Below are 22043 nucleotides of genomic sequence, written 5' to 3'. Positions count from 1 at the left end.
GCGCGCCGGCGCGCTACACCCACACGTCGTCGGGTGCAGTACGGGCGCCACCCGCATCGCCCGTGTTGACCACCCCGCGCGGCTCGACCAGCATCACGCTGCACTCCTCCGCGGCCACCGGGCGATGCTCCTCGCCCTTGCGCACCACGTACATTTCGCCGGCCGCGAGCGGCACGGAGCGGTCCCGGAACTCCAGCATCAGGGCGCCCTGCAGCACGATGAAGACCTCGTCCGTATCCGCATGCGCGTGCCAGACGAACTCGCCCTTGAGCTTGGCCAGCTTGAACTGGTAGTCGTTCATCTCCGCGACGACGCGGGGCGACCAGTGCTCGCTGAACCGGGCCAGCTTGTCGTGCAGGTTGATCGCCCGATCGGTCATGGTGCATCCCCGGTGGTGTCGTTGTTCGGAAACTGCGGCGCCATGCGGCGGATCGCACCCTAGCGCGACACGATCAGCGCGAACCACTCCCAGCCCCGGATACGCTCGCAGATCAGCTTGGCGCAGGTCAGCATCGGCACCGCCAGCAGCGCGCCGGGAATGCCCCACAGCCAGCCCCACACCAGCAGCCACAGCAGGATCGCGATCGGCGACAGGCGCATGCTGCGGCCCTGGATCAGCGGCGTGATCAGGTTGCCCTCGACGATGGTGATGGCGGCGAAGGTGAGTGCCGGCAGGAACACCTCCAGCTCGGCGTTCTTTGCGTACAGCATCGACACGAAGGCCAGCAGCAACGTGGTGAAAATCGCCCCCACGTACGGAATGAAGTTGGCGAACATCGCCACCGCGCCCCACAGCAGCGCATCGGGCACGCCGTACAACCACAGCATGCCGGCGGTGATCGCGCCCAGGCTGGTGTTGATCGACAGCGCGGTGAGCAGGTAGCGCGAGACCTCGCTCTGGAAACTTCGCACGATGCTGACCGCGTGCCGCTTGTAGGAGAAGCTGGGTGTCATCTCGACCAGCCGGCGCAGCATGGTGTCGCCGTAGACCAGGAAGAAAAATACCAGCAGCATCACGCTGAGCACGGCGGCGAGCACCTTGGGCGCGGTGGATACGACATCCCACGCGCTGATCGACAGCGGCGCCGGCGGCGGCGCGGCGCTGCGCGAAGTGCCGCTGACCAGGGTCTGGGTGGCGCGGTTGGCCGCCTCCAGCGGCTTGGTCAGGTTGCGCACCTTGGGCACGAAGCTGCGGATCGCCGACGGCGCGCCGTGGAACCAGCCGAGCGCCGGTTGCGCCAGCAGGCCGACGCCGCTGCCGATGCCGATCACCAGGCCGATCATCAGCACCAGCGCGGTGAGCCAGCGCGGCAGGTGCAGGCGCGCGCCGGTGGCCACGATCGGGTTGAGCGCCAGCCCGATGAAGGCGGCCAGCACCAGCGGGATCAGCAGTGCGCGGGTCAGCGTGACGGTGTACAGCAACGCCAGCAGCAGCATCGCGTTGAGCAGCATGCGGATGGCGCGCAGGTGGCGGCGCGTGCCGCGCGCGCTGTGCAGCCGGCGCGCCAGCGGCCGCGGCAGGTTGCCGACCAGCAGCGGATCGGCCGGCATGTGCGAGAGCATCGCCGCGGAGGTCATCTCGCGCAGCGTGTCGTCCGCGTTCGGCGGCGGCTGCTCAGGCTCGGCGTTCACGGGGACGGCGCGCCATCCGGCGCGGCGGAATCGGCAGTTGCAGCGGCGTGCGCCGCCACGCCCGCCACGGCCATCTCGGCCAGCAGGTGACTGCCCTGCGCCAGCACCTCGACCAGGCCGCCGCCGACCAGCGAGGCCAGCCCCGGTACCCGCAGCGGGTGCAGGTCGAGGCTGCCCAGCGCAAAGCCGGCGCCGGCAGCCACGCCCACCGTGGCGAGCGGGTATTCGCGCCCGCGCGCCAGCAGCGCGGCGGCCGGCTCGCCCACCTCGTGGCGCGCCCGCTCCATGCGCGCCTGCGCGAGGCGCACCTCGGCCAGTTGCTTCAATACTTTCATCGCCCTTCCTCGCCCCGCGCGGCATGCGACGGCGTGGCCGGCTCGTCGGCGACTTCCGCCTCGATCCTGCGCACGCCTGCGCGCATCATCGCACCCCATTGGCCACGCGTGACAGGCAGGCTCATCCAATGCATGCAGCGGCGGAACAGCACTACCGCGCCGAACAGGAACAGCAGCTGCAGCAGCGCCAGCAGCAGCAAGGCCCACACCCACGAACCCAGCCACTTGGCCAGCAGCACGCCGAGCAGGCCGAGCACGGTGAGGCCGAAGCCGACCCCCGCCACGGTGGCGGCCAGCCCGGCCACCAGCAGCCACGACACCGCGCTGCGGGCCAGCCCCAGCTCCGCGGCCAGCAGATCCTTCTGCGCGCCGAACAGCCGCTTCAGCGCGGCGCCCAGGCGGGCGATCTCGTCGAACAGGCCAGACGACGACGGCGCCGGGTCCGGCGCCGTCTCGCGGGTGCTGTCACCCTGCTCGTGCATCAGTGGCTCAACGTCGCAGGATGCGGCCAAGCAGCCAGCCGGCCCCCAGCGCAATGGCGACCGATTGCATCGGCTTCTCGCGCACGTATTCGCGCGCCTGCTCAAGGAACTCGTCGGCGCGATCGCGGGTGTGCTCGTAGGCGGCGCGGCCCTGCTCGCCCACTTCGGCCGCCTTGTCGACGGTGCGGTGGGCCGCCGACGCGGTCTTGTCGGTGGCGTGGTGCAGGCCTTGCTCGACGCGGTCGGCGGCGCGGTCGACCTTGTCCTTGGTGCTGGCCACGGCCTGCGAGGTGGCCTGCTTGACGCGCTCGGCGCGCTCGTCGATGCGCTCGTCGACCGAGGGCTTGGGGGTTGGCTCTTTGGGGTTCATGACCTGCTCCGACATGGCATTCTCTTGGATGATAAGGGGGCTATCTGGCGCGGCGGAAGAACGCGATGATCGCCAGGATCAGGAAGATGACGAAAAGGATCTTCGCGATGCCGGCTGCGGCGCCGGCGATGCCGCCGAAGCCGAGAATCGCGGCGATGATCGCGATGACCAGGAAAACCAGCGCGTAGTGCAACATGGGGCATCCCTCGTGGTGGGTGGGTGCCATTCACCCACAGCACGCGCCATGCGGGCGTGAAGGATACCGCCAGCCGCCTGCACGCCGCGCCCACGCGCCCTCGTTCAGCCGGCCACCGCAGGGTTCAGGCTGTAGACGCCGGTGAGCGTGGCCTGATCCAGCACATGGCCGGCCATCGCCGCGCGCAACTGATCGCGCGAGTAGCCCTTGACCAGCGGCAGCACGTCGACGTCGATCGCATGGATGGTGAAGTGGTAGTGGTGCAGCAGCGTGTCGTTCCAGGGCGGGCACGGGCCGTCGTAGCCCAGGTATTCGCCGCCCATCTCGGCGTCGCCGGCAAACCAGCCGGTGTAGTCGTTCACCCCCTGCACGCTGCCCGGCGGCCCGTACGGCTCGCGCTTGCCGCGCGGCGTGACCTCGTCGCTGCAGGCGCCGGCAGCCAGTTCGCCGCACTCGGCCGGGATATTCGCCATCAGCCAGTGCACGAACTCCACCCGCGGCAACGCCGCCGGTACCGTGCGGCCCGCCTGGTTCACGTCATCGCCGCGACTGGGCACGTCGGTGTCGATGCAGGTGAGCACGAACGAGCGCGTGGCCGGCGGGGCGTCGCGCCAGGCGAGGTGCGGGCTGTGGTTGTCCGACAGCGCGAAGGGATCGGCGATCTTGCCGAAGGCGAAGCGCGCGGGAATGCGCTGGCCGTTGTCGAAATTGTCGCTGCGCAGGTGCATGGTGCCTCCGTGTGGCTGTTTCATCATGGTGAAAGGGCGATTCCTGCCCGGGCTTACGGCTGGTATGTCACCCGGTACACCGCCCCCGCCAGGTCGTCACTGACCAGCACGCTGCCGTCGGGCAGGGGCTGCACGTCGACCGGGCGGCCCCAGGCGCTCTGGTTTTGCTGGAAACCGGTGATCAGCGGTTCGTAGGAGAGGACTTTGCTGCCGCTGAGGCGCACGGTCATCACGCGGTAGCCGGACTTCTCGGTGCGGTTCCACGAGCCGTGCTCGGCGACCAGGATGGCGCCGCGGTAGCTGGCCGGGAACTGCTTGCCGGTGTAGAAGCGCATGCCCAGCGAGGCGACGTGGGCGCCGAGCTTGAGCACCGGCGGCACGTAGTTGCGGCAGGGGTGGCCGGCGCCGAATTCGGGGTCGGCCACGTCGCCCTGATGGCAATACGGATAACCGAAGTTCTGGCCGATGCGGGTGACCTCGTTCAACTCGTCGCTGGGCACGTCGTCGCCCAGCATGTCGCGGCCGTTGTCGGTGAACCACAGGTGTTTCGTACCCGGCTGCCAGTCGAAGCCGACGGTGTTGCGGATGCCGGTGGCGACGTCCTGCCAATCGCTGCCGTCCGGGTTCATGCGCATCAGCTTGGCGTAGTCGGGACCGGCGTTGCAGATGTTGCACGGCGCGCCGATCGGCACGTACAGCTTGCCGTCGGGGCCGAAGGCGAGGAAGCGGCCACCGTGATGGCCCTTGGTCGGCAACTTGTCGGTGACCAGCGCGGGTTCGGGCGGCGCGTCCAGGTGCTGCTCGATGTCGCGCAGCACGAGGATGCGGCTGATCGCCGACACGTACAGGTCGCCGTCGTGGAAGGCCACGCCGATCGGGTTGCGCAGGCCGCTGGCGACCACGCGCACTGTCTCGGCCACGCCGTCGCCGTTGGCGTCGGTGAGCGCGTAGACCTTGCCGGCGCCGCCGGACCCGACGAACACGGTGCCGTGCGTACCCAACGCGATCTCGCGCGCATTCGGCACCTGGTCGGAGTACACGGCGATGTGGAAACCTGCAGGCAGGGTCAGCCGATCCAGCCGGGGGGCCGCCAGCAGCGGCAGCGACAGGATCACCAGCAGCACGGACAGCAACGCGCGCATGAGCAGTCTCCGGCAAGGCGAGGCCACCAATGTACCCCGGACCGCGCGAAGCCAGAAACAGCGCCGCCCGCTAAACTGGGCTCCTTTCAGGGGAGTGGCATGAGCGAACTGGACGACCTCACCACGCTGGTGCGCGCGGCAACGCCGCTGCTGGTCATCGAAACCGTGGACGAGCAGCGGGTGATCGACTGCTTCCGCCACGTGATCGCACAGGCGCTGCGCCCGCTGTGGCGCTGGACGCTGACCGACGGCCTGAGCCGCCTCGACTTTTCGCAGGACGGCGGCGCGGTGTCGCCGGACGCCACCGCCACGCTGGACGCGATCCGCGCCCAGACCGAAGCGGGCATCTACCTGCTGTTCGACTTCCATTCGCTGCTGGACTACGCGCGCAGCCTGCGCCAGCTGCGCGAGATCGTGCAGCGCCAGCGCTCGGCGGCGCACACCATCGTGCTGGTGGGCGCGAAGATCGAGCTGCCCGCGGGGCTGGAGGCGCTGGCCCTGCGCGTGCCGCTGTCGCTGCCGGACATCAAGGAGCTCGCCGGCATCCTGCGCGGCGAGGCTGCCGGCTGGCAGCGCGAACAGGGCCGCAAGATCGAGGTGGACAACGACGCCGCGCGCACCATCGTGCGCAACCTGCTCGGCCTGACCGCGCCGGACGCGCGGCGCATCGTGCGCAAGCTGATCTACGCCGACGGCGCGCTCGGCCCGAACGACCTGCCGGTGCTGATGCAGTCCAAGTTCAACCTGCTCAACCGCTCCGGCCTGCTGCATTACGAATACGCCACCGCCAGCTTCGCCGACATCGCCGGCGTCGCGCGCGTGCGCGAATGGGTGCAGCGCCGCCGCCCGGTGTTCCTCTCGCCCGAAGCCGCGCCGCGACTGGACCCGCCCAAGGGCGTACTGCTGCTGGGCGTGCAGGGTTGCGGCAAGAGCCTCGCGGCGAAGGCAATCGCCGGCGGCTTCGGCGTGCCGCTGGTGCGGCTGGATTTCGGCACGCTGTACAACAAGTACCAGGGCGAGACCGAGAAGAACCTGCGCGAGGCGCTGACCAGCACCGAGCTGCTGAGCCCCTGCGTGCTGTGGATCGACGAGATCGAGAAGGGCCTGGCCAGCGGCGGCGACGATGGCGGCGTGTCACGCCGCGTGCTCGGCTACCTGCTGACCTGGATGGCCGAACGCAAGGCCAAGGTGTTCACCGTGGCCACGGCCAACGCGGTGCAGGAGTTGCCCGCCGAGCTGCTGCGCAAGGGCCGCTTCGACGAGATCTTCTTCGTCGACCTGCCGAGCGAATCCGTTCGCGCGGAAATCTTCGCCCTGCACCTCAAGCGCCGCCAGCTCGACCCGGCGAACTTCGAGCTGCCCGCGCTGGCCGCCGCCAGCGAGGGTTTCTCCGGCGCCGAGATCGAGCAGTCCATCGTCAGCGCGCTGTACGACACCGCCGGCCAAGGCAATGGCCCGGACCAGGCCGCCCTGCTCCACGCCCTGCAACAGACCCGCCCGCTGTCGGTGCTGATGCGCGAACAGGTGGACACGCTGCGCGCGTGGGCGCAGGGGCGCTGCGTGGCGGCGGACTGAACACGGGCAGCAAATCGCCCTCGCAGAGAGCGCGCAACAGCCGGCCACGGCGGCTGTCTCCCTGTCGAGGGCGACGACACGGGGCGCGGGCCGGCTGCTCGCCGACCTGCCGGCCTGGTTCGCGCGCGAGGGGTTTCCGCCGGGGCAATGGGGGCGGTCGCTGGCGCTGGCGCTGGAGATCGACCGCAACGGCCTGGCGGGTCCGCTCGATCCGTTGCGACGGCCGCCGCGCTGAGGACGTTTCGACTTATGCTGCCGGCGCCGCACGGCTGACGGGACCGACCCACCGGCATCTCCGCGGCAACCTTTCCGCGCCGGCCACGACGGGCCTGCACCGGATCGGCAACGTCGTGCATCCCGAGGCGCTCGATGAATTCCGGCAACTCCTCATTCCACGCCGCGGCGGACGCGCTGGCGAGCGACGGCTGGTGCGTCGTGCACGACCTGCTGGAGCCGGCGCAGATCCGCGCGCTGGCGGCCGAGTGCGCGGCGTTGCATGACGCCGGACAGCTGCAGCCTGCAGGCACCGGCATCGGGCAGCTCGATGCGACGCGGCGCGGCGACCGCACGCGCTGGTTCGCCGAAGGCGCGATGAGCGTGCCGCAGCAGGCCTTCGCCGATCGCATCGACGTGTTGCGCGGCGTGCTCAACCGCGAGCTGATGCTGGGCCTGGTCGAGTACGAAGCGCACTACGCGGTATATCGGCCGGGCGCGCGCTATGCGCGTCATCGCGACCGCCTGCGCCACAGCGACGCGCGGGTGGTGTCGGCGGTGTTCTATCTCAACGAGGATTGGCGGGAGGTCGACGGCGGGGCACTGCGGCTGTACCTGGCCGATGGTTCCTCGCGCGACATCCTTCCGCAGGCGGGCACCCTGCTGCTGTTCCTGTCGGCGCAGTTCGAGCACGAGGTGCTGCCTGCCAGCCGCGACCGCATGAGCATTGCGTGCTGGATGCGCCAGCGCAGCCTTGCCGCCACCAACCCGTAGGAGCCCGCTCGCGGGCGATGCGCGGTTCCGTGGGGCGGACACTGTCCGCCGCCTTTCGTCACGACCGCGGAAGGCAACGGCCGGCAGGCAGTGCCCGCCTACGGGGTGAGTCCGAGCAGTTCGATTTCGGCGAGGGCGCGGGGCGATGCGTCCGGTGCCGCGTCGAAGTGCAGCCGGTAGTGCGCGTACTCGCCCGGCGCCGGCACGGCGAACGCCCGGGTCTGCCGCGGCCAGGCGAAGCGTTGCTGTTGGCGGGTATCCAGCGTGCGCCAGTGGTGGCCGTCGACGGAAGCCTGCAGCTGCCAGCCCGACGGCGCGGCGGCCCTGGCCGCCGAGGTCAGGGTGAGCAGGGCGACCCGGCGCGGCGCGGCATAGTGCCAGGCGATCGTGGTCGACGTTGCGGGCAACACGGCTTCGCTGGCGGAGTCGTTGTCGAACAACGCGGGCAGGCCGGCGATGGTCGGCGTGCTGCTGGTGGCGGCACCGGGATCGCGCAACGGCTGCGGCCGGCCGTGGGGGGTCAGCGACGGCGGCAGTGCGGCCTCGTCGCTGGCCCAGCGTGAGGGCGTCGGCCCCATGAGGAATTCGAGCGTGGCGCCCTGCGCAAGCAGCGCGTGCGGCAGGGTCAGCTTGTTCCATGGCTGGCCGTTGACGCGCAGGCCCTGCACGTAGCGGTTGGTGTCGCTCACCGCCGGCGCATCGATCACGATGTGCCTGCCGTTCTCCAGCGCAATGTCCATGTGCGGGAAGTACGGCGCGCCGATCACGTATGCCGGCGTGCCCATGCGCAGCGGATAGAAGCCGGCGGCGCTGAACAGGTACCACGCGGGCATCTCGCCGTTGTCCTCGTCGCCGGGATAGCCCTGGCCGATCTCGCTGCCGACGTAGAGACGGCTGAGCACGTCGCGCACCTTGTCCTGCGTCTTCCACGGCTGGCCGGCAACGTCGTACATGTAGACGATGTGGTGCGAGGGCTGGTTGCTGTGGCCGTACTGGCCCATGCGCACGTCGCGCGCCTCCAGCATCTCGTGGATCGGCTCGCCGTAGCTGCCGACGTGGAACTCGCCCGGGGTGGCGAAGAACGCGTCGAGTTTCGCCGCGAGTCCGGCGCGACCGCCATACAGCGAGGCGAGGCCGGCGCCGTCCTGGGGTGCGTGGAAGGCCATGTTCCAGGCGTTGGTCTCGGTGTAGTCGCCGCCCCAGCGCAGCGGGTCGAAATGCTTCGCGTCGTCGCGCCACTTGCCCTTCGCGTCGCGGCCGACGAAGAAGCCGACGGCGGGATCGAACAGGTTGACGTAGCCCAGCGCGCGCTGGTGGAAGTACGCCGCGTCGTCGGCGTAGTGCGCGGCGTACGGGTCGTCCGCAGCCGGCGCGGCCGCCAGCGCGGCGGCGAGATTGCCGATCGCGAAGTCGTTGATGTAGCCGTCCATCGACCAGGACAGCCCTTCGTCGACGGCGGTGTCGGTGTAGCCGTTGAAGATCGAGCGCTGCAGCCCCTTGCGGCCGGTGCCCTTGAGCGGGCTGACCACGGTCGCGTCCTTCAACGCGGACTGGTAGAACGCGCGCACGTCGAAGTTGCGCACGCCCTTCAGCCAGGCATCGGCGAATGCCACGTCGGCGCTGGTGCCCACCATCAGGTCGGCGTAGCCGGGCGACGACCAGCGCGCGATCCAGCCGCCGTCGCGGTACTGCTGCACGAAGCCGTCGATCATCTCGCCGGCCTTCGTCGGCGCGAGCAGCACGTAGGCCGGCCACGCGGTGCGATAGGTGTCCCAGAAGCCGTTGTTGACGTACGGCTTGCCGTCGACGATGCGCGCGCCGGTCCGGGTGGGCGTGTCCGGGCCGACCGGCGCGGAGAACGGGCTGGCGTAACGCCAGTGCGGCTGCGTCGCGGTGCCGGTGTTCTCGTAGGCGGCGTTCGGATACAGGAACAATCGGTACAGGTTGGAATACAGCGTGGTCAGCTCGTCGCGGCTGGCGCCGCGCAGCCTGACGATGCCGAGCTGCGCATCCCACTGCCGCTGCGCGCGCTCGCGCACGTCGTCGAACGTATCGCCCGGTGCGATCTCCAGCGCCAGGTTGCGCCGCGCCTGTTCCAGGCTGATCAGCGAGGTGGCGATGCGCAGGTTCAGCACTTTCGTCTGCGTGGTGTCGAAGCCGAACCAGGCGGCGACATGATCGCGGCCCTCGCCGCGGAGCCGGCCGCTCTCGCGCACCGGCTGGTCGACTTCACCATGGAAGAACAGCCGGGTGGCGCCGGCGGACAACCGGCTCTTCACGTCGGACCAGCCGCTGAAGCTGCGTGTCGCCGGGTCGAGCACGATGCCGCCGTGGTCGTCGCGGTTGTCGAACACCAGCTGCGAGCGGTCCCCGGTGAAGGTGAAGCGGAACATCGCGGCGTGGTCGGTCGGCGCGATCTCGGTGACGATGCCGTCGTCGAAGGCGACGCGGTAGGCATGCGCGTGCGCGGTCTCGTTCGCGTGGCTGAAGCTCAACGCGCGCGTCGCGCGGTTCGCGCTGGGCGCGCCGCGGGTGACCGCCGCCGGCATCAGCTGGAAGGTCTGCCGGTCGCCCATCCACGGACTCGGCTCGTGCGACAGCGCGAACGCCTCCAGCCGCGGGCGGTTGTCGGCGCCGTTGCGCTGCTGGTACTGGTACATCCAGTTCGAACCGGCGTCGGTCACCGGCGTCCAGAAATTGAAACCGTGCGGCACGGCCACCGCGGGGAAGTTGTTGCCGCGCGAGAAGCGGCCGTTGGAATTCGTGCCGCGGCGGGTGTCGACGAAGTCGCTCGGGCGCCGGCGCGTGTCGGTCGGTGCGGGGCCGATACGCAGATCATCCAGATAGCCCTCGAAGCTGGCGGCCGGACCGTCATGCGCCAGCACGATGCGCTTGATGGTGCGACCGGCGGCCACCGCGCCGACGTCGACCGCCAGGTAGTTCCACTGATCCGGGTACAGCACGCGGCCCTCGCCCTGCGCACGCGCCGACGCGCCGAGGCGGTGCTGGTCGCGCGCGCCGCGGCCGGACAGCCGGCTGCCGTCGTCGAACAGCAGGTCCACCGCCACGTAATTGGCCGGGTTGCGCAGGTCGCCCGCGTTGGACACGGGAAACAGCAGGTAGGACAGCTGCGTGTCCGCATGTACCGGCAGGTTCACCGCGTACAGCGCGACCTGCTGTTGTCCGCCCGCCTCGCCGCGGTAGCGCAGCGAATGCAGGCCGCTGAAGCCGACGCCCGGCTTGGCGGTGAGTGCCGCCGCCTGACCGGGACCACCGGCGACGGCGACGTTGAAGCGCGGGTCGGGCGCGCCCGCCAGCGGTGCCGGTTCGGCCGGTTCGAACGAGCGCAGGAAGGTCGTGGCCGCGGGCGTCGCCGCCGGCGCCAGTCCACCCGGCAGGACGGCCAGCCACAGGGCGAGGCGCACGCCGCGCATCGCGTGCCGGCGGATCGTGTCGCGTGCTCGCCCCATGTCGCCCCCTTGCGCCGCCAGGTTCTCAGCCGATCGGCGACGTGCCGTCGGCCAGTGCGTTGAAGCGCGCCGCGATGTAGTCGTCGGTGTAGCTGACCATGTCGCCGCCGCGGATGAAGCCACAGTGGCCGCCGAAGTCGGCGATATCCAGCTCGACGTTGGGCGGCAGGCGCAGCTGCTCGAAGCTGTTGACCGGGATCACCGGATCGTCTTTCGCGGTGAGGATGGTGGCCGGGACCTGCATCGCCAGCATCGCGTCGCCGGCCACCGAATAGCCGTCCAGATATTGCTGCAGCGACTTGAAGTCCGTATGCCGCAGCACCAGCGCCTCGGTGAGCCCGCGCAGGTGCTTCTTCAACTCCGACATCTCGAAATACTGGTGCTGCGGAAACGCCTTCTGCTTGAGCAGCAGCGAGTGCCGCCACTTGCGCATGAAGTACGCCTGATAGAACCACGGCGCCGTTTCCTCCAGCGAAAACAGGCCCACCGCCGGATCGATGATCGGGCACACCGCCAGCGCGTAACTGAGCGGAATACCCACGCGCGAAGTCTGCATCGCCGCGCGCAGGGCGAAGTTGCCGCCCAGCGAGAAGCCGGCCACCGCCATCGGCCGCGCGCCCCAGCGCGTGGCGATCTCGCCCAGCGCATGCACCACCTCGTCAAGCCGGCAGGAGTGGAACAGCGCCTCGTTGAGGCCGTGACTGTCGCCGTGGTCGCGGAAGTTGAGCCGGAAGATGTCCCAGCCGTCGGCGAGCAGGCGGCTGCCGGTCTGCAGCACATAAGTGGAATCGACGCTGCCTTCCCAACCATGGAACAGCACGGCCAGGCCGCGCGACTGCGGACGGGTCTTCTGCGCGGTGTAGGCGCCGCTCAGGCGCACGCCGCCGCCGCCGTCGAGCACCACCGGCTCGGCGCCCTGCAGCACGGTCTTCGCCGCACGCGGCAGCAGCAGGCGGCGCACGCCGCTGGAAGACAGCATGGTCTGGACATGGCCGTTGCGCAGGGGCCAGGGCGGGCGGAAATCCTTGCCCCGGGGCAGCGTCATGCAGAGCGGTCCGCCAGTGCGGCGGCGATGCGTTCGCGCGATTGCTCGGCCATGCGCCGGCGGCCCTCCGCGCTGGCCGGCACGGTGCCCAGGAAATGCACCTCGGCATCCATCGGCGGCTCGCCCAGCAGGCGCACGAAGTTGGCCAGGAAACTCTCGTGCTCGCGGAAGCCGGCGTCGATCACGCGGCGGCCGTCGCGGGCGAAGCGCAGCGCCACCGGCTGCACCGGCACGTCGGCTTCCAGCGCGGCCTGGAAGATACGCGCGTGGAACACCCTGAGCACGCCGTTGTAGCCGCTGCCGCCTTCGGGGAACACCGCCACCGAGCGCCCCGCGCGCAGGCGCTCGACCATCACCGCCATCACCGCAGCCAGCGAATGGTTGTTGCCGCGCCGGTGGAAGATGGTGCCGCCGTTGGCCGCCAGCCAGCCGACCAGCGGCCAGCCGGCGATCTCCGCCTTGGCCACGAAGCAGGCGGCGCGCTGGCTGTGCAGCAGCTCGATGTCGATCCACGAGGTGTGGTTGGCGACGAACAGCACCGGATCGGGCAGCGGCTGGCCCACACGCACCGCACGCAAGCCGAAGATGCGCATCAGGCCGAGCGACCACCAGCGCACCAGCCGGTGCGGGAACGGTTCGCGGCCGTCGCGCATCACGCGATGGCCGTTCCAGCTCATCACCAGCCCGGCCAGCAGGACCGCCAGCACGGCATGCACCAGCAACAGCGGCACCCGCCACAGGTAACGCAGCGGGCGCAGCAGGTCGCGTTCGGCGGGACTGGCGGTGTCGAGGCTCATCAACGAGTTAGTTTAGCGTTAGTCGGCGGCGAGGGGAGACCGGCGCCGGACGTTTCCGCGGCGGCCGTCATCGCTGCAGATGCTGCAGCGGCAGCGAGGGCGAGCGCTTCACCGTGCGCAGCACGAAGCTGGAATTGACGTCGGCCACGCCGCTGGCGTTCAGCAGATGATCGAGCAGGAAGCGCGAGAAATCGGCCAGGTCGGCGACGTAGACGTGCAGCAGGTAATCCATGTCGCCGGTCAGCGCGTGGCAGGCGACGACCTCGTGCCAGCCGTTGACCCGTTCCACGAAGCGCTCCACCGCGGCGTGCTCGTGCTTGGCCAACTGCACCCGCACGAAGGCCTGCAGGCCCAGGCCCACCGCCTGCGGATCGACCTGGGCGGCGTAGCCGGTGATGATCTGCGCCGATTCCAGCCGCTGCAGCCGGCGCAGGCAGGCCGATGGCGACAGGTTGACCCGCTCGGCCAGCTCGGCATTGCTGATGCGGCCCTCGCCCTGCAGCACGGCGAGGATGCGCAGGTCGGTGCGGTCCAGCGTGGCCATGGCAAGATTCTCCGACGTTTGGCGTGATCCGAGCAAGAATAGTGCAACCACGGCGCTGCATCCGGCAACAAAACAAGCTTCGTGCCCGCCATTCGGCCTAAGCTGGCGGTTCGAACCCGAAGTCTCCGGAGACCCGCCATGGAAGCCCCCGCACCGCGCAAGATCGAACACCAGCAGACCGACCGCGGCTACGTGCCGGTTTACGCCACCGGCGTGGTCGAGCAGCCGTGGACGAGTTACAGCAAGACCGACCATGACGTGTGGGACACCTTGTTCAAGCGACAGCGCGAGCTGCTGCCCGGGCGCGCCTGTCGCGAATTCATGGAGGGCGTGGAGCGCTTCGGCCTCGGCGACGGCGGCATCCCGAAGTTCAGCGAGCTCAACGTGGTGCTCGGCGCCGCCACCGGCTGGCAGGTGGTGGCGGTGGAAGGCCTGCTGCCGGACGAGGTGTTCTTCGACCACCTGGCCAACCGCCGCTTCCCGGTCAGCTGGTGGATCAGGAAGCCCGACCAGCTCGACTACCTGAGCGAACCGGACCTGTTCCACGACCTGTTCGGCCACGTGCCACTGCTGCTCAACCCGGTGTTCGCCGACTACATGCAGGCCTACGGCCGCGGCGGCATGAAGGCGTTCGCGATCGGCCCCGAGGCGCTGATGAACCTCACCCGGCTGTACTGGTACACGGTGGAGTTCGGCCTGATGAACACGCCCGAGGGCATGCGCATCTACGGCGCCGGCATCGTCAGCTCCAAGGGCGAGTCGATCTACTGCCTCGATTCGCCCTCGCCCAACCGCATCGGCTTCGGCCTGGAGCGCGTGATGAGCACGCGCTACCGCATCGACACCTACCAGCAGACCTACTTCGTGATCGACGACTTCGCGCAGCTGTTCGAGGCGACCCGGCCGGACTTCACGCCGATCTACGCACGCCTGCACGACCAGCCGGCGCACGCCGCCGGCGACGTGCTGGACACGGACCGCGTGTTCACCCGCGGCGACCGGGTCGGCTGGGCGACCAACGCGGACACCTGAGCTCCCAACAAGGAGTCTCGACAGGCCTCCGTCGTTCCTGCGAAAGCAGAAGCGCTTTTCAACAATCCGAAGGACTGGTCAATCCAGCGCCTTGATGGCCGATCCGCAAGGCACTGGAGCCCGGCTTTCGCCGGGATGACGAGCCGTCGCGAGTCAATCGTGCGCGGCGGGTTTGCCGTGCGCCTCCACCCACGGCTTGAGCCGCTCGATCCACAGCGCGTAGCCGCGCCGGTTCATGTGCAGGCCGTCCGGCCCGAACCACTGCGGCTGCGGCTGGCCATCCTTGCCCAGCATCGGCGTGAACACGTCGACATAGGCCACGCCCCGCTGCGCCGCCGCGTACTCGCGCACCAGCGCGTTAGCCGCGCGGATCTGCGGCAGAAGCTCGCGGCGCGCCATGCTGGGCTTGATCGCGATGAAGGCGATCGGCACGCCGGGGTCGAATGAGCGGACGCGGCGCACGAAGGCGGCGAAGTCGTCGCGCACGTGGGCCGGGCTGTCGCCATCTGCCAGGTCGTTGTCACCGGCATACATCACGATCGCGCGCGGGTGGTACGGCGCCACGAGGCAGTCCGCGAAGAAGGTGGCGTCGTCGATCTGCGAACCGCCGAAGCCGCGGTTGATCGTCGCCACGCCGGGGAAGTCCGCCGCCAGCGTCTTCCACAAGCGGATCGACGAGCTGCCGATGAACAGCACCGCGCCGCGCGGCGGCGGCGCGGCCCGGTCCGCGGCCTGGAACGCGGCGATGTCCGCCTGCCACTGCGCGTGATCGTTGGCGTGGTTGTCGCGCGCCAGCGCGGGCACGGCGCACAGGCACAGCAGCAGTATCGCGGCGATCCTGTTCACGGTGCACTGCCGTCAGCGGGGTTCGACCTTGCCGTGCCGACCGCCTGCGGCCGGCTCAGCTCCGAGACTTCCAGCACCTGCGCGATGCGCGAGCCGTCCCAGCGATAGACCAGGTGCTGCGACTGCACGCAGGGCGCGACCACGTCGGGCTGGAACGCGGCCAGGCATTCGCCGCCCGGGTGGCGGGCGCTGTCGTAGACGATGCCGTTGGAGCCGTCGTCGCGCAGCGTGCGCGCCAGCTTGACGCTGGCCACATAGGCGTCCGGATCGTGCTCGGCCTTCCAGCCGCCGCGGATGTCGTGCAGGCGGCTGTCCACGCTGGTGCGGTAGCAGCGCATCTGGATGCTGCACGGCGGCTCGGCGGTGGCGGCGAGGAAGCGCTCGCGGTGGTACACGGTCTCCTCCACTGCGGTAGCCACGCTGTGCGCGGCGTAGAACACGCCCCACGTGCCGTCGGAGAAACGGCTGCCCTCCGGGTTGAGATGGGTGAACGCGGCCATCACCGGGGTGGAGCCGGGGCCGCTGATGCGGTGCTCCTTCGGCACCAGCTTCAGCGCATCGGCTTCCTCGCGCAGGCGCGGATTGGTCAGCGCCTCGACCGCGAACAGCGCGTCGATGTCGGCCGGGGCGGCGATGCGGTCGTACACGCCGACCGGCGGAAAGCGGCTGGGCACGATGCGGAAGGCGTGGCTCCAGCGGATGCGTTTGACGGGTGGCAACGAGGGCGGCATCGGTTTTCCATGGACAGGCATCAACCCCGCAGGAGCGCGCTTGTGCGCGATGCTTTTGTTTCAGGCCCAACGCGAAGAGCATCGCGCACAAGTGCGCTCCTGCGGGGGTATCGCAGCGTCGCGGATGGATGTATCGCGGGCTGCGATCAGCCGCGCTGCGCGTCCAGGTACTGGCGCACCACGTACAGGTCGGCGACGTTGCCCGACAGCATGCGTTCGAGCGCGGAGTGGCCGCCGAACAGCGGGGCCGCGTTCGGCTTGTGCAGCCAGGCGTCGGCCTGGGCCGGGTCGGGAAACAGGATCTGCAGCGACTTCCAGATGCCGAGCAGGTAGCTGATGCGTTCGAGCGTGTCGCGGCCCGGGCTGCCGCCCTGCTCGCGCTTCCACTTGTAGAAGGTGGATTCGGGCGGGTCGCCGAGCAGGCGGCGCTGCTCGGCCGTGCGCAGCTGCCATGCCTCGGCGAGGCGGAAGAAGCCGCGCAAGGCGGGTGGTCCCAGGGTATCGGCGGGCGGCGCGTAACGCGGCGAGGCTTCGGCGAGGCGGGCGGTCATGGCGGCGACTCTCCCTGTGAAGTACGCCTTGATATTACTACATCCGTGAAGTCCCCTGTCCCGTCCGTCCGGACCGCGTTCAGGCGCCGTCGCCGGTGCCCTTCGCCTTGGCGCAGTCGCAGCCGAAATCCGGTTCCGGGCCGCCGTCGGCGATGAAGTGGTCGATGCGCTTCTCCAGCACCGGCAGCGGCACCGAGCCGGTGGACAGCACGGTATCGTGGAAGTGGCGGAGGTCGAACTTTGCGCCCAGCGCCTGTTCCGCCTTTTCGCGCAGCTCGCGGATCTTCAGGTAGCCGAGCTCGTAGGACAGCGCCTGGCCGGGCCAGCTGATGTAGCGGTCGACCTCGTTGGCGATCTCGCGGTCGGACAGCGCGGTATTGCCGGTCAGGTAGTCGATCGCCTGCTGCCGCGTCCAGCCCAGGTGGTGGATGCCGGTATCGACCACCAGCCGGCACGCGCGCCACATCTGGTAAGTGAGGAAGCCGAACTTCTCGTAGGGCGTCTTGTAGATGCCCATCTCGTTGCCGAGGTATTCCGAATACAGGCCCCAGCCCTCGCCATAGGCGGAAATGTAGCCATTGCGGCGGAATGCCGGCTGGTCATGCCGCTCCTCGGCCAGTTCCAGTTGCAGCGCGTGGCCCGGATACGACTCGTGCAGGGTCAGCGCCGGCATGTTGTACAGCGGCCGCGAGGGCAGATCGTAGGTGTTGACCAGGTAGGCGTCGGCGCCGCCGCGGCCGGAGGTGTAGTACGGCGCGATGTCGGCCGGCACCGGCACGATGGCGAAGCGCGAACGCGGCAGGTGGCCGAAGAACTTGGCCATCTGGCCGTCCACTTCCTTGGCCACCCACGCGCTCTTGTCGAGCAGCTCCTGCGGGGTCTTGGCGTAGAACCGCGGATCGCTGCGCAGGAAGGCCAGGAAGGCCGGGAAATCACCCTTGAAGCCGGTGTCCTTCATCACCTCCAGCATCTGCGCGTGGATCTTCGCCACCTGCTCCAGGCCGATCTTGTGGATCGCGTCGGGGCTGAGGTCGAGCGTGGTGTACTCGCGAATCTGCTGGCGGTAGAACGCCTTGCCGTCGGGCAGCGCCTCGGCTGCCAGCGTGGTGCGCGCCTGCGGCACGTACTCGTCGCGGAAGAACTTCAGCAGCTTGGCATAGGCCGGGATCACGTCGTCGCGGATGTGCTGCAGCGCCTGGCCCTGCAGCGCCTGCGCCTGGTCGGCGGGGATCGTGGCGGGCAGCTGCTTGAACGGTTTGTAGAAGCTGCTCTGCGTGGGGTCTTTCAGATCCGCCACCGCCGCGATGGAGACGTCGCGGCCCTTGAGCACTTCGCGCGGCACGCTGAAGCCGCGTTTCAGGCCGAGGCGCATGTTGGCGATCTGCTGGTCGAAATAGGCCGGGATCTGGTCCAGCCGGTCGAGGTACTTGCGGTAGTCGTCGACACTGCGCAGGCGGTCGCCGCCGAGCTCGTAGCCGATGTCCGACCAGAACGCGGAGTCGCTGTTGAACGGCATCTGCCAGGCCTTGAACTTCTGGTCGGCCAGCAGGTTGCCGATCTGCGCGTGGTAGACCTCGAAGTTGACCCGATTGCCCGGCGACAGCTGCGCCACGTCGATCGCGTCGAGCTGCGTCATCACGCGCTGCCAGTATTCCAGCCGCCGCTGCTGGCTGGCCGCGCCGACGTCATCGAGCCGGCCGCTGTCGCCGGCGTCCGCATTGCCGGGGTGGCCGCTGCGCCACGCCCATTCGGTGGTGTAGATGCGCTTGAACTGCGCATCCGCGCTGCCCGTGGCGGCGGCCGGCGCCGCCGTCGCCGACGCCATGGCGCACGCGCCGAACACCAGTGCCAGTGCGGCGAGGCGGGTGATCCTGGAGGTCATCTTCAACACGGGGCTCCTTGGCGGGCAATCGGCAGGCGGAGCGCGGCGCGATCCGGCGAACCCGTCAAGCCTAACGCGCCGACCGCGGCTTGAACACGGCGAACGCATTCAGCGCAGCGCGAGCTGATCCACGCCCACCGCGCGCAGGTAGGCGGCCAGGCCGCGCTCGGCGACGTCGGCGAACACCTCGCCGGTGGGCGTGCCGGTGCCGATGCGGTCGGGACGGAAATTGCGGAAATCCTCGCGCAGCCGGCACCACGCGCCCAGCGTCCACTTGCCGCCCCAGAACGACAGGCACAGCGGCTCGACCTCGCGCACGCTGGACTGGCCGGCCTCGTCGCGATAGTCCAGCCGCAACACCTGGTTGCCGACGATCGCCGCGTGCAGCTGGTCGATCAGCGCGGCGAAATCCTCGCGATGCTGGTCGCGCCAGACCGGGGCGAAGATGCGCGTGCTGCCGGCGCGCTCGCGCAGGTCCGGCGGCAGTACCGCCTCGATCTTCAGCAGCGCCGCCCGCGCGCTCTCGGCCAGGCGCACGCCGGCGAAGGCCTGCACGAAGCGCGAACCGACCACCAGGGCCTCGAGCTCGTCGGCGTTGAACATCAGCGGCGGGATGTCCGAACCCTTGCGCAGCACGTAGCCGACGCCGGCCTCGCCCTCGATCGGCACGCCGGACAGCTGCAGGTCGGCGACGTCGCGGTACACCGTGCGCAGCGACACGCCCAGGGTCTGCGCCAGCGCGCGGGCCTGCAGCGCGGTGCGCCGACCGCGCAGCGCATGGATGATGAGGAACAGGCGATCGGCACGGCGCATGCGTACATGATTACCGAGCCGGCGCGCGCCGGCCAGCGTCGGAGGTCACGGTCGCGGCGGCGCGAGCGCGGTGCCATCGTGGCCGTACCGGCGGATCACGCCGACTGCGCCGCCACCAGCGCGGCATCGGCGGCGGCGGCACGCTGCATCGCCGGGCGCGCCAGCACGCGGTCGATGTAGGCGCGGATCACCGGCAGCTCGGGCACCAGCTTGAACGTCACCGTCCAGTTCAGCGCCGTGCCCCACAGCACATCGGCGGCGCTGAAGGTGTCGCCCAGCAGGTACGGGCCGCGTTCGAGCTGGTCGGTCAGCGTCTTCAGCATGGTGTCGTAATCGCCGTAGGGACAGGTGGAGGGCGCGGCGGGTTCGCGCTGCATCGACTTGTCGATCACCGCCGGCTCGAAGCACGAGCCGTAATAGACCAGCCAGCGCAGATACGGCCCGCGCAGCGGGTCGCCGAGCGGCGGCGCCAGCCTGGCCGCGGGGAACAGGTCGGCCAGGTACAGGAACACCGCCGGCTGCTCGGTGACCAGCGCCTCGCCGTGGCGGATCGCCGGCACCTTGCCCATCGGGTTGATCACCAGGTACTCCGGCTTGCGCGTGTCGCCGGTTTTCAGGTTGAGCGCATGCAGGTCGTAGTCGGCGCCGAGCTCCTCGAGCAGGGCGCGGGTGCCGCCGGAGCGGCTCTGCGGCGCGTGGAAGAAGGTGACGCGTGGGTGATCCATGGAATGGACTCCTTGCCAGGGGGATGATGGTGCGGCTCAGCGATGCTGTCCCGCGGAAGTCCGGCCACCGCTGCGGCCGCCCGAACCAAGCGGGCAGAGAACAAGCTGGAACAACGTGGCCAGCAGGGCACGCCGGGTGCGTGGGGCCGTACCGGCGACCGGCGGCGGATCGGCCTTCGGCAACCGGTACTGGCCATCCAGCAGCAAGCCATGCAGATACAGCGGGCGATACGCCCTCTCGATGCGTTGCAGGATCGTGCTCATGTCGCCCTCCTCAGGCCGCCACCGCTTCGCCGACGCACCAGGGCGGAAGTTGCGCGTGCTTGAACAGGCGATACCAGTCGGCGCGGTCGGTGGCGCTGTACAGGTCCAGCGTGTGGATCACCTCGCGGGCGAACTCGATGCTGCCCAGGTGGCTGGCGCTGATCACGCCGTCGTCACTGACCGCCAGCACCTCGGCGTCGAACTGCTCCGTGCCGCGATAGCCCGGCACCTGCGCGGCCAGCTGGCCGGCCCAGTTGCCGGTGTGCCGGCGCTGGTCGAGCAATCCGCTGCGGGCCAGCGCCAGCACGCCGCTGTCGATGCCGGCCACCGGCGCGCCGGCGGCATGCACGCGGCCGATCAGCTCCACCGCCGCATGCCCTTCGTCGCGCAGCCACAAATGGCCGCCGGGCACGATCAGCAACGCCGCCCGCGCCAGCTCGACCTCTTCCAGGGCGAGGTCGGGCTTCACCGCCAGGCCGCCCATCGAGGTCACCATGGCCCGCGAGAAACCCACGGTGCGCACCTCCCAGTCGCCGGGGCGACGGATCTCGCACAGTGCCAGCGCCGCCTGCCAGTCGGCAAAACCGTCGAACACCACGAAATAGACCGTGTCGCGCATGTCGTATCCCTCCGTCTTGGAGGTACAGCTTGGCGACCCCCTGCTGCCAACGTGTTGTCAGCAGGCCGGGAATAGGGAATAGGGAATAGGGAATCGGAAAAACATCGCCCGCAGCAGCTGAGGAGCAGGAAGCTTCGAGCTTGGCGAGTCCAGCTCTTCCTATTCCCTATTCCCTATTCCCGATTCCCAGCTCCTCACAAATGCGACAATAAGCGTCTCCCACGCCATGGACCCGACATGAAACCCGTCTCGCTGATCCAGTTCCTGATCGAGGAACGCCGCGCCGGCCACATCAACGCCGAACTTTCGCTGCTGATCGAGGTGGTCGCGCGCGCCTGCAAGCGCATCGCGGTGGCGACCAGCAAGGGCGCGCTGGGCGGCGTGCTGGGCGAGGCCGGCACCGGCAACATCCAGGGCGAGGCGCAGAAGAAGCTGGACGTGATCTCCAACGAGATCCTGCTCGAGGCGAACGCCTGGGGCGGCCACCTGGCCGCCTGCGCCTCGGAGGAGATGGAAGACCCGCAGCAGATTCCGGACGGCTATCCCAAGGGCCAGCACCTGCTGCTGTTCGACCCGCTGGACGGCAGCTCCAACATCGACGTCAACATTTCCGTCGGCACGATCTTCTCGGTGCTGCGCTGCCCGGACGGCGTCACCGAGCCGAAGGCCGAACACTTCCTGCAGCCGGGCACCACCCAGCTCGCCGCCGGCTACGTGGTGTACGGCCCGGCCACCGTGCTGGTGCTGACCTTCGGCCACGGCACCCACGAGTTCACCCTGGACCGCGAAGTGGGCAGCTTCATCCTCAGCCGCCGGAATATCCGCATTCCCGGGCAGGCCACCGAGTTCGCCATCAACATGTCCAACCAGCGCCACTGGCAGCCGCCGATGCAGCGTTATATCGGCGAACTGCTGGCCGGCAAGACCGGGCCGCGCGGCAAGGATTTCAACATGCGCTGGGTGGCCTCGATGGTCGCCGACGTGCATCGCATCGTGACCCGCGGCGGCGTGTTCTATTACCCGCTGGACGCGAAGATCGAGAAGCAGGGCGGCAAGCTGCGCATCATGTACGAGGCCAATCCGATGGCCTTCATCATCGAGCAGGCCGGCGGCGCGGCCACCACCGGCCGCCAACGCATCATGGAGGTGCAGCCGACCGGCCTGCACCAGCGCGTGCCGGTGTTCCTCGGTTCGAAGGAAGAAGTCGAACTGGCCACGCGCTACCACCTGGAAGCCGAAGGCGCGCAGGCCTGACGCCTTCGCTCCCTCCCCCGCCA

25 protein-coding genes are annotated in these 22043 nt (G+C 69.5%); 5 read left to right on the top strand and 20 right to left on the bottom strand.

Translation table 11 applies throughout. The features are described from left to right. Positions 1-13 precede the first annotated feature (13 nt). From ACVCMG_RS10780 to ACVCMG_RS10745, 8 genes are all read right to left on the bottom strand, one after another. Entirely contained in the window at positions 14-379 is a 366-nt protein-coding gene (locus tag ACVCMG_RS10780; protein ID WP_447114098.1) for a cupin domain-containing protein, read from the bottom strand. A gap of 59 nt (positions 380-438) precedes the next feature. Beyond that, positions 439-1551, bottom strand: a complete 1113-nt coding sequence (locus ACVCMG_RS10775; protein WP_395121296.1) for an AI-2E family transporter — start codon at positions 1549-1551, stop codon at positions 439-441. A gap of 77 nt (positions 1552-1628) precedes the next feature. Continuing rightward, positions 1629-1967, bottom strand: a complete 339-nt coding sequence (locus ACVCMG_RS10770; protein ID WP_395120721.1) for a hypothetical protein — start codon at positions 1965-1967, stop codon at positions 1629-1631. Beyond that, the gene (locus ACVCMG_RS10765; protein ID WP_395120722.1) at positions 1964-2449 is read right to left on the bottom strand and encodes an ABC transporter ATP-binding protein; all 486 of its coding nucleotides are present in this window, start codon (positions 2447-2449) and stop codon (positions 1964-1966) included. Before ACVCMG_RS10765 ends, ACVCMG_RS10770 begins: the two co-directional genes overlap by 4 nt. A 7-nt stretch (positions 2450-2456) precedes the next feature. Next, positions 2457-2819, bottom strand: coding sequence for a DUF883 family protein (locus ACVCMG_RS10760; RefSeq protein ID WP_395120723.1), 363 nt, complete (start codon positions 2817-2819; stop codon positions 2457-2459). A 40-nt stretch (positions 2820-2859) separates the two neighbouring features. Then, entirely contained in the window at positions 2860-3015 is a 156-nt protein-coding gene (locus ACVCMG_RS10755; protein WP_395120724.1) for a DUF1328 domain-containing protein, read from the bottom strand. 104 nt (positions 3016-3119) lie between these two features. Continuing rightward, a complete protein-coding gene (locus ACVCMG_RS10750) occupies positions 3120-3743 on the bottom strand; it encodes a YbhB/YbcL family Raf kinase inhibitor-like protein (RefSeq protein WP_395120725.1) in 624 nt (207 codons plus the stop codon). Positions 3744-3796: 53 nt separating this feature from the next. Further along, entirely contained in the window at positions 3797-4885 is a 1089-nt protein-coding gene (locus tag ACVCMG_RS10745; RefSeq protein ID WP_447107039.1) for a PQQ-dependent sugar dehydrogenase, read from the bottom strand. 99 nt (positions 4886-4984) lie between these two features. Here ACVCMG_RS10745 and ACVCMG_RS10740 point away from each other — a divergent pair, with 99 nt between their 5' ends. From ACVCMG_RS10740 to ACVCMG_RS10730, 3 genes are all read left to right on the top strand, one after another. Next, entirely contained in the window at positions 4985-6460 is a 1476-nt protein-coding gene (locus ACVCMG_RS10740; protein ID WP_395120727.1) for an AAA family ATPase, read from the top strand. A 13-nt stretch (positions 6461-6473) separates the two neighbouring features. Continuing rightward, positions 6474-6695, top strand: coding sequence for a putative quorum-sensing-regulated virulence factor (locus ACVCMG_RS10735; RefSeq protein WP_447115407.1), 222 nt, complete (start codon positions 6474-6476; stop codon positions 6693-6695). 134 nt (positions 6696-6829) lie between these two features. After that, complete coding sequence (locus ACVCMG_RS10730) at positions 6830-7447, top strand: 2OG-Fe(II) oxygenase (protein WP_447107041.1); 618 nt, start codon at positions 6830-6832, stop codon at positions 7445-7447. A gap of 98 nt (positions 7448-7545) precedes the next feature. Here ACVCMG_RS10730 and ACVCMG_RS10725 read toward each other — a convergent pair whose 3' ends face one another. From ACVCMG_RS10725 to ACVCMG_RS10710, 4 genes are all read right to left on the bottom strand, one after another. Then, positions 7546-10917 (bottom strand): GH92 family glycosyl hydrolase, encoded by a 3372-nt coding sequence (locus ACVCMG_RS10725; protein ID WP_447114097.1) that lies wholly within the window; start codon positions 10915-10917, stop codon positions 7546-7548. A 25-nt stretch (positions 10918-10942) separates the two neighbouring features. Next, complete coding sequence (locus ACVCMG_RS10720) at positions 10943-11962, bottom strand: YheT family hydrolase (protein ID WP_447114096.1); 1020 nt, start codon at positions 11960-11962, stop codon at positions 10943-10945. Then, entirely contained in the window at positions 11959-12759 is an 801-nt protein-coding gene (locus ACVCMG_RS10715; protein WP_447114095.1) for a lysophospholipid acyltransferase family protein, read from the bottom strand. The genes ACVCMG_RS10720 and ACVCMG_RS10715 overlap by 4 nt, the downstream gene beginning before the upstream one ends. 67 nt (positions 12760-12826) lie before the next feature. Next, positions 12827-13303: an Lrp/AsnC family transcriptional regulator gene (locus tag ACVCMG_RS10710; protein ID WP_395120733.1), complete on the bottom strand. Its 477-nt coding sequence runs from the start codon at positions 13301-13303 to the stop codon at positions 12827-12829. A 138-nt stretch (positions 13304-13441) separates the two neighbouring features. Between ACVCMG_RS10710 and phhA the strand changes: the two genes are divergently transcribed. Beyond that, positions 13442-14335 carry a phenylalanine 4-monooxygenase gene (gene phhA / locus ACVCMG_RS10705; protein WP_447097722.1) on the top strand — a complete coding sequence of 298 codons (894 nt, stop codon included), beginning with the start codon at positions 13442-13444 and terminating at the stop codon, positions 14333-14335. A gap of 153 nt (positions 14336-14488) precedes the next feature. Here phhA and ACVCMG_RS10700 read toward each other — a convergent pair whose 3' ends face one another. The 8 genes from ACVCMG_RS10700 to ACVCMG_RS10665 form a co-directional block, all read right to left on the bottom strand. Beyond that, complete coding sequence (locus ACVCMG_RS10700; protein WP_447114094.1) at positions 14489-15181, bottom strand: SGNH/GDSL hydrolase family protein; 693 nt, start codon at positions 15179-15181, stop codon at positions 14489-14491. After that, positions 15178-15912, bottom strand: coding sequence for an RES family NAD+ phosphorylase (locus tag ACVCMG_RS10695; RefSeq protein ID WP_447097720.1), 735 nt, complete (start codon positions 15910-15912; stop codon positions 15178-15180). The genes ACVCMG_RS10700 and ACVCMG_RS10695 overlap by 4 nt, the downstream gene beginning before the upstream one ends. 146 nt (positions 15913-16058) lie before the next feature. After that, on the bottom strand, positions 16059-16463 hold the full coding sequence (locus ACVCMG_RS10690) for an MbcA/ParS/Xre antitoxin family protein (RefSeq protein ID WP_447097719.1): 405 nt from the start codon (positions 16461-16463) through the stop codon (positions 16059-16061). A gap of 79 nt (positions 16464-16542) precedes the next feature. After that, the gene (locus ACVCMG_RS10685; protein WP_395121300.1) at positions 16543-18345 is read right to left on the bottom strand and encodes a DUF885 domain-containing protein; all 1803 of its coding nucleotides are present in this window, start codon (positions 18343-18345) and stop codon (positions 16543-16545) included. Positions 18346-18453: 108 nt separating this feature from the next. Continuing rightward, the gene (locus ACVCMG_RS10680; RefSeq protein ID WP_447114093.1) at positions 18454-19158 is read right to left on the bottom strand and encodes a helix-turn-helix transcriptional regulator; all 705 of its coding nucleotides are present in this window, start codon (positions 19156-19158) and stop codon (positions 18454-18456) included. Between the two features lie 95 nt (positions 19159-19253). After that, entirely contained in the window at positions 19254-19883 is a 630-nt protein-coding gene (locus ACVCMG_RS10675) for a glutathione S-transferase family protein (protein ID WP_395120739.1), read from the bottom strand. 36 nt (positions 19884-19919) lie between these two features. Continuing rightward, positions 19920-20147, bottom strand: a complete 228-nt coding sequence (locus ACVCMG_RS10670; protein WP_447114092.1) for a hypothetical protein — start codon at positions 20145-20147, stop codon at positions 19920-19922. A gap of 10 nt (positions 20148-20157) precedes the next feature. Next, positions 20158-20766: a DJ-1/PfpI family protein gene (locus tag ACVCMG_RS10665; protein ID WP_395120741.1), complete on the bottom strand. Its 609-nt coding sequence runs from the start codon at positions 20764-20766 to the stop codon at positions 20158-20160. A 237-nt stretch (positions 20767-21003) separates the two neighbouring features. Here ACVCMG_RS10665 and ACVCMG_RS10660 point away from each other — a divergent pair, with 237 nt between their 5' ends. Continuing rightward, the gene (locus tag ACVCMG_RS10660; RefSeq protein ID WP_395120742.1) at positions 21004-22020 is read left to right on the top strand and encodes a class 1 fructose-bisphosphatase; all 1017 of its coding nucleotides are present in this window, start codon (positions 21004-21006) and stop codon (positions 22018-22020) included. Positions 22021-22043 lie beyond the last annotated feature (23 nt).

The organism is Rhodanobacter sp. UC4451_H18 (assembly GCF_052978225.1).
Note: the sequence above shows the minus strand (reverse complement) of the source record. Positions and strands in the feature narration are given on the sequence as shown.

Coding starts and splice junctions, on each gene's coding strand:
- ACVCMG_RS10780 (WP_447114098.1), bottom strand. CDS start 379: ATGACCGATCGGGCGATCAACCTGCACGACAAGCTGGCCCGGTTCAGC.
- ACVCMG_RS10775 (WP_395121296.1), bottom strand. CDS start 1,551: ATGCCGGCCGATCCGCTGCTGGTCGGCAACCTGCCGCGGCCGCTGGCG.
- ACVCMG_RS10770 (WP_395120721.1), bottom strand. CDS start 1,967: ATGAAAGTATTGAAGCAACTGGCCGAGGTGCGCCTCGCGCAGGCGCGC.
- ACVCMG_RS10765 (WP_395120722.1), bottom strand. CDS start 2,449: ATGCACGAGCAGGGTGACAGCACCCGCGAGACGGCGCCGGACCCGGCG.
- ACVCMG_RS10760 (WP_395120723.1), bottom strand. CDS start 2,819: ATGAACCCCAAAGAGCCAACCCCCAAGCCCTCGGTCGACGAGCGCATC.
- ACVCMG_RS10755 (WP_395120724.1), bottom strand. CDS start 3,015: ATGTTGCACTACGCGCTGGTTTTCCTGGTCATCGCGATCATCGCCGCG.
- ACVCMG_RS10750 (WP_395120725.1), bottom strand. CDS start 3,743: ATGCACCTGCGCAGCGACAATTTCGACAACGGCCAGCGCATTCCCGCG.
- ACVCMG_RS10745 (WP_447107039.1), bottom strand. CDS start 4,885: ATGCGCGCGTTGCTGTCCGTGCTGCTGGTGATCCTGTCGCTGCCGCTG.
- ACVCMG_RS10740 (WP_395120727.1), top strand. CDS start 4,985: ATGAGCGAACTGGACGACCTCACCACGCTGGTGCGCGCGGCAACGCCG.
- ACVCMG_RS10730 (WP_447107041.1), top strand. CDS start 6,830: ATGAATTCCGGCAACTCCTCATTCCACGCCGCGGCGGACGCGCTGGCG.
- ACVCMG_RS10725 (WP_447114097.1), bottom strand. CDS start 10,917: ATGGGGCGAGCACGCGACACGATCCGCCGGCACGCGATGCGCGGCGTG.
- ACVCMG_RS10720 (WP_447114096.1), bottom strand. CDS start 11,962: ATGACGCTGCCCCGGGGCAAGGATTTCCGCCCGCCCTGGCCCCTGCGC.
- ACVCMG_RS10715 (WP_447114095.1), bottom strand. CDS start 12,759: ATGAGCCTCGACACCGCCAGTCCCGCCGAACGCGACCTGCTGCGCCCG.
- ACVCMG_RS10710 (WP_395120733.1), bottom strand. CDS start 13,303: ATGGCCACGCTGGACCGCACCGACCTGCGCATCCTCGCCGTGCTGCAG.
- phhA (WP_447097722.1), top strand. CDS start 13,442: ATGGAAGCCCCCGCACCGCGCAAGATCGAACACCAGCAGACCGACCGC.
- ACVCMG_RS10695 (WP_447097720.1), bottom strand. CDS start 15,912: ATGCCGCCCTCGTTGCCACCCGTCAAACGCATCCGCTGGAGCCACGCC.
- ACVCMG_RS10690 (WP_447097719.1), bottom strand. CDS start 16,463: ATGACCGCCCGCCTCGCCGAAGCCTCGCCGCGTTACGCGCCGCCCGCC.
- ACVCMG_RS10685 (WP_395121300.1), bottom strand. CDS start 18,345: ATGACCTCCAGGATCACCCGCCTCGCCGCACTGGCACTGGTGTTCGGC.
- ACVCMG_RS10680 (WP_447114093.1), bottom strand. CDS start 19,158: ATGCGCCGTGCCGATCGCCTGTTCCTCATCATCCATGCGCTGCGCGGT.
- ACVCMG_RS10675 (WP_395120739.1), bottom strand. CDS start 19,883: ATGGATCACCCACGCGTCACCTTCTTCCACGCGCCGCAGAGCCGCTCC.
- ACVCMG_RS10670 (WP_447114092.1), bottom strand. CDS start 20,147: ATGAGCACGATCCTGCAACGCATCGAGAGGGCGTATCGCCCGCTGTAT.
- ACVCMG_RS10665 (WP_395120741.1), bottom strand. CDS start 20,766: ATGCGCGACACGGTCTATTTCGTGGTGTTCGACGGTTTTGCCGACTGG.
- ACVCMG_RS10660 (WP_395120742.1), top strand. CDS start 21,004: ATGAAACCCGTCTCGCTGATCCAGTTCCTGATCGAGGAACGCCGCGCC.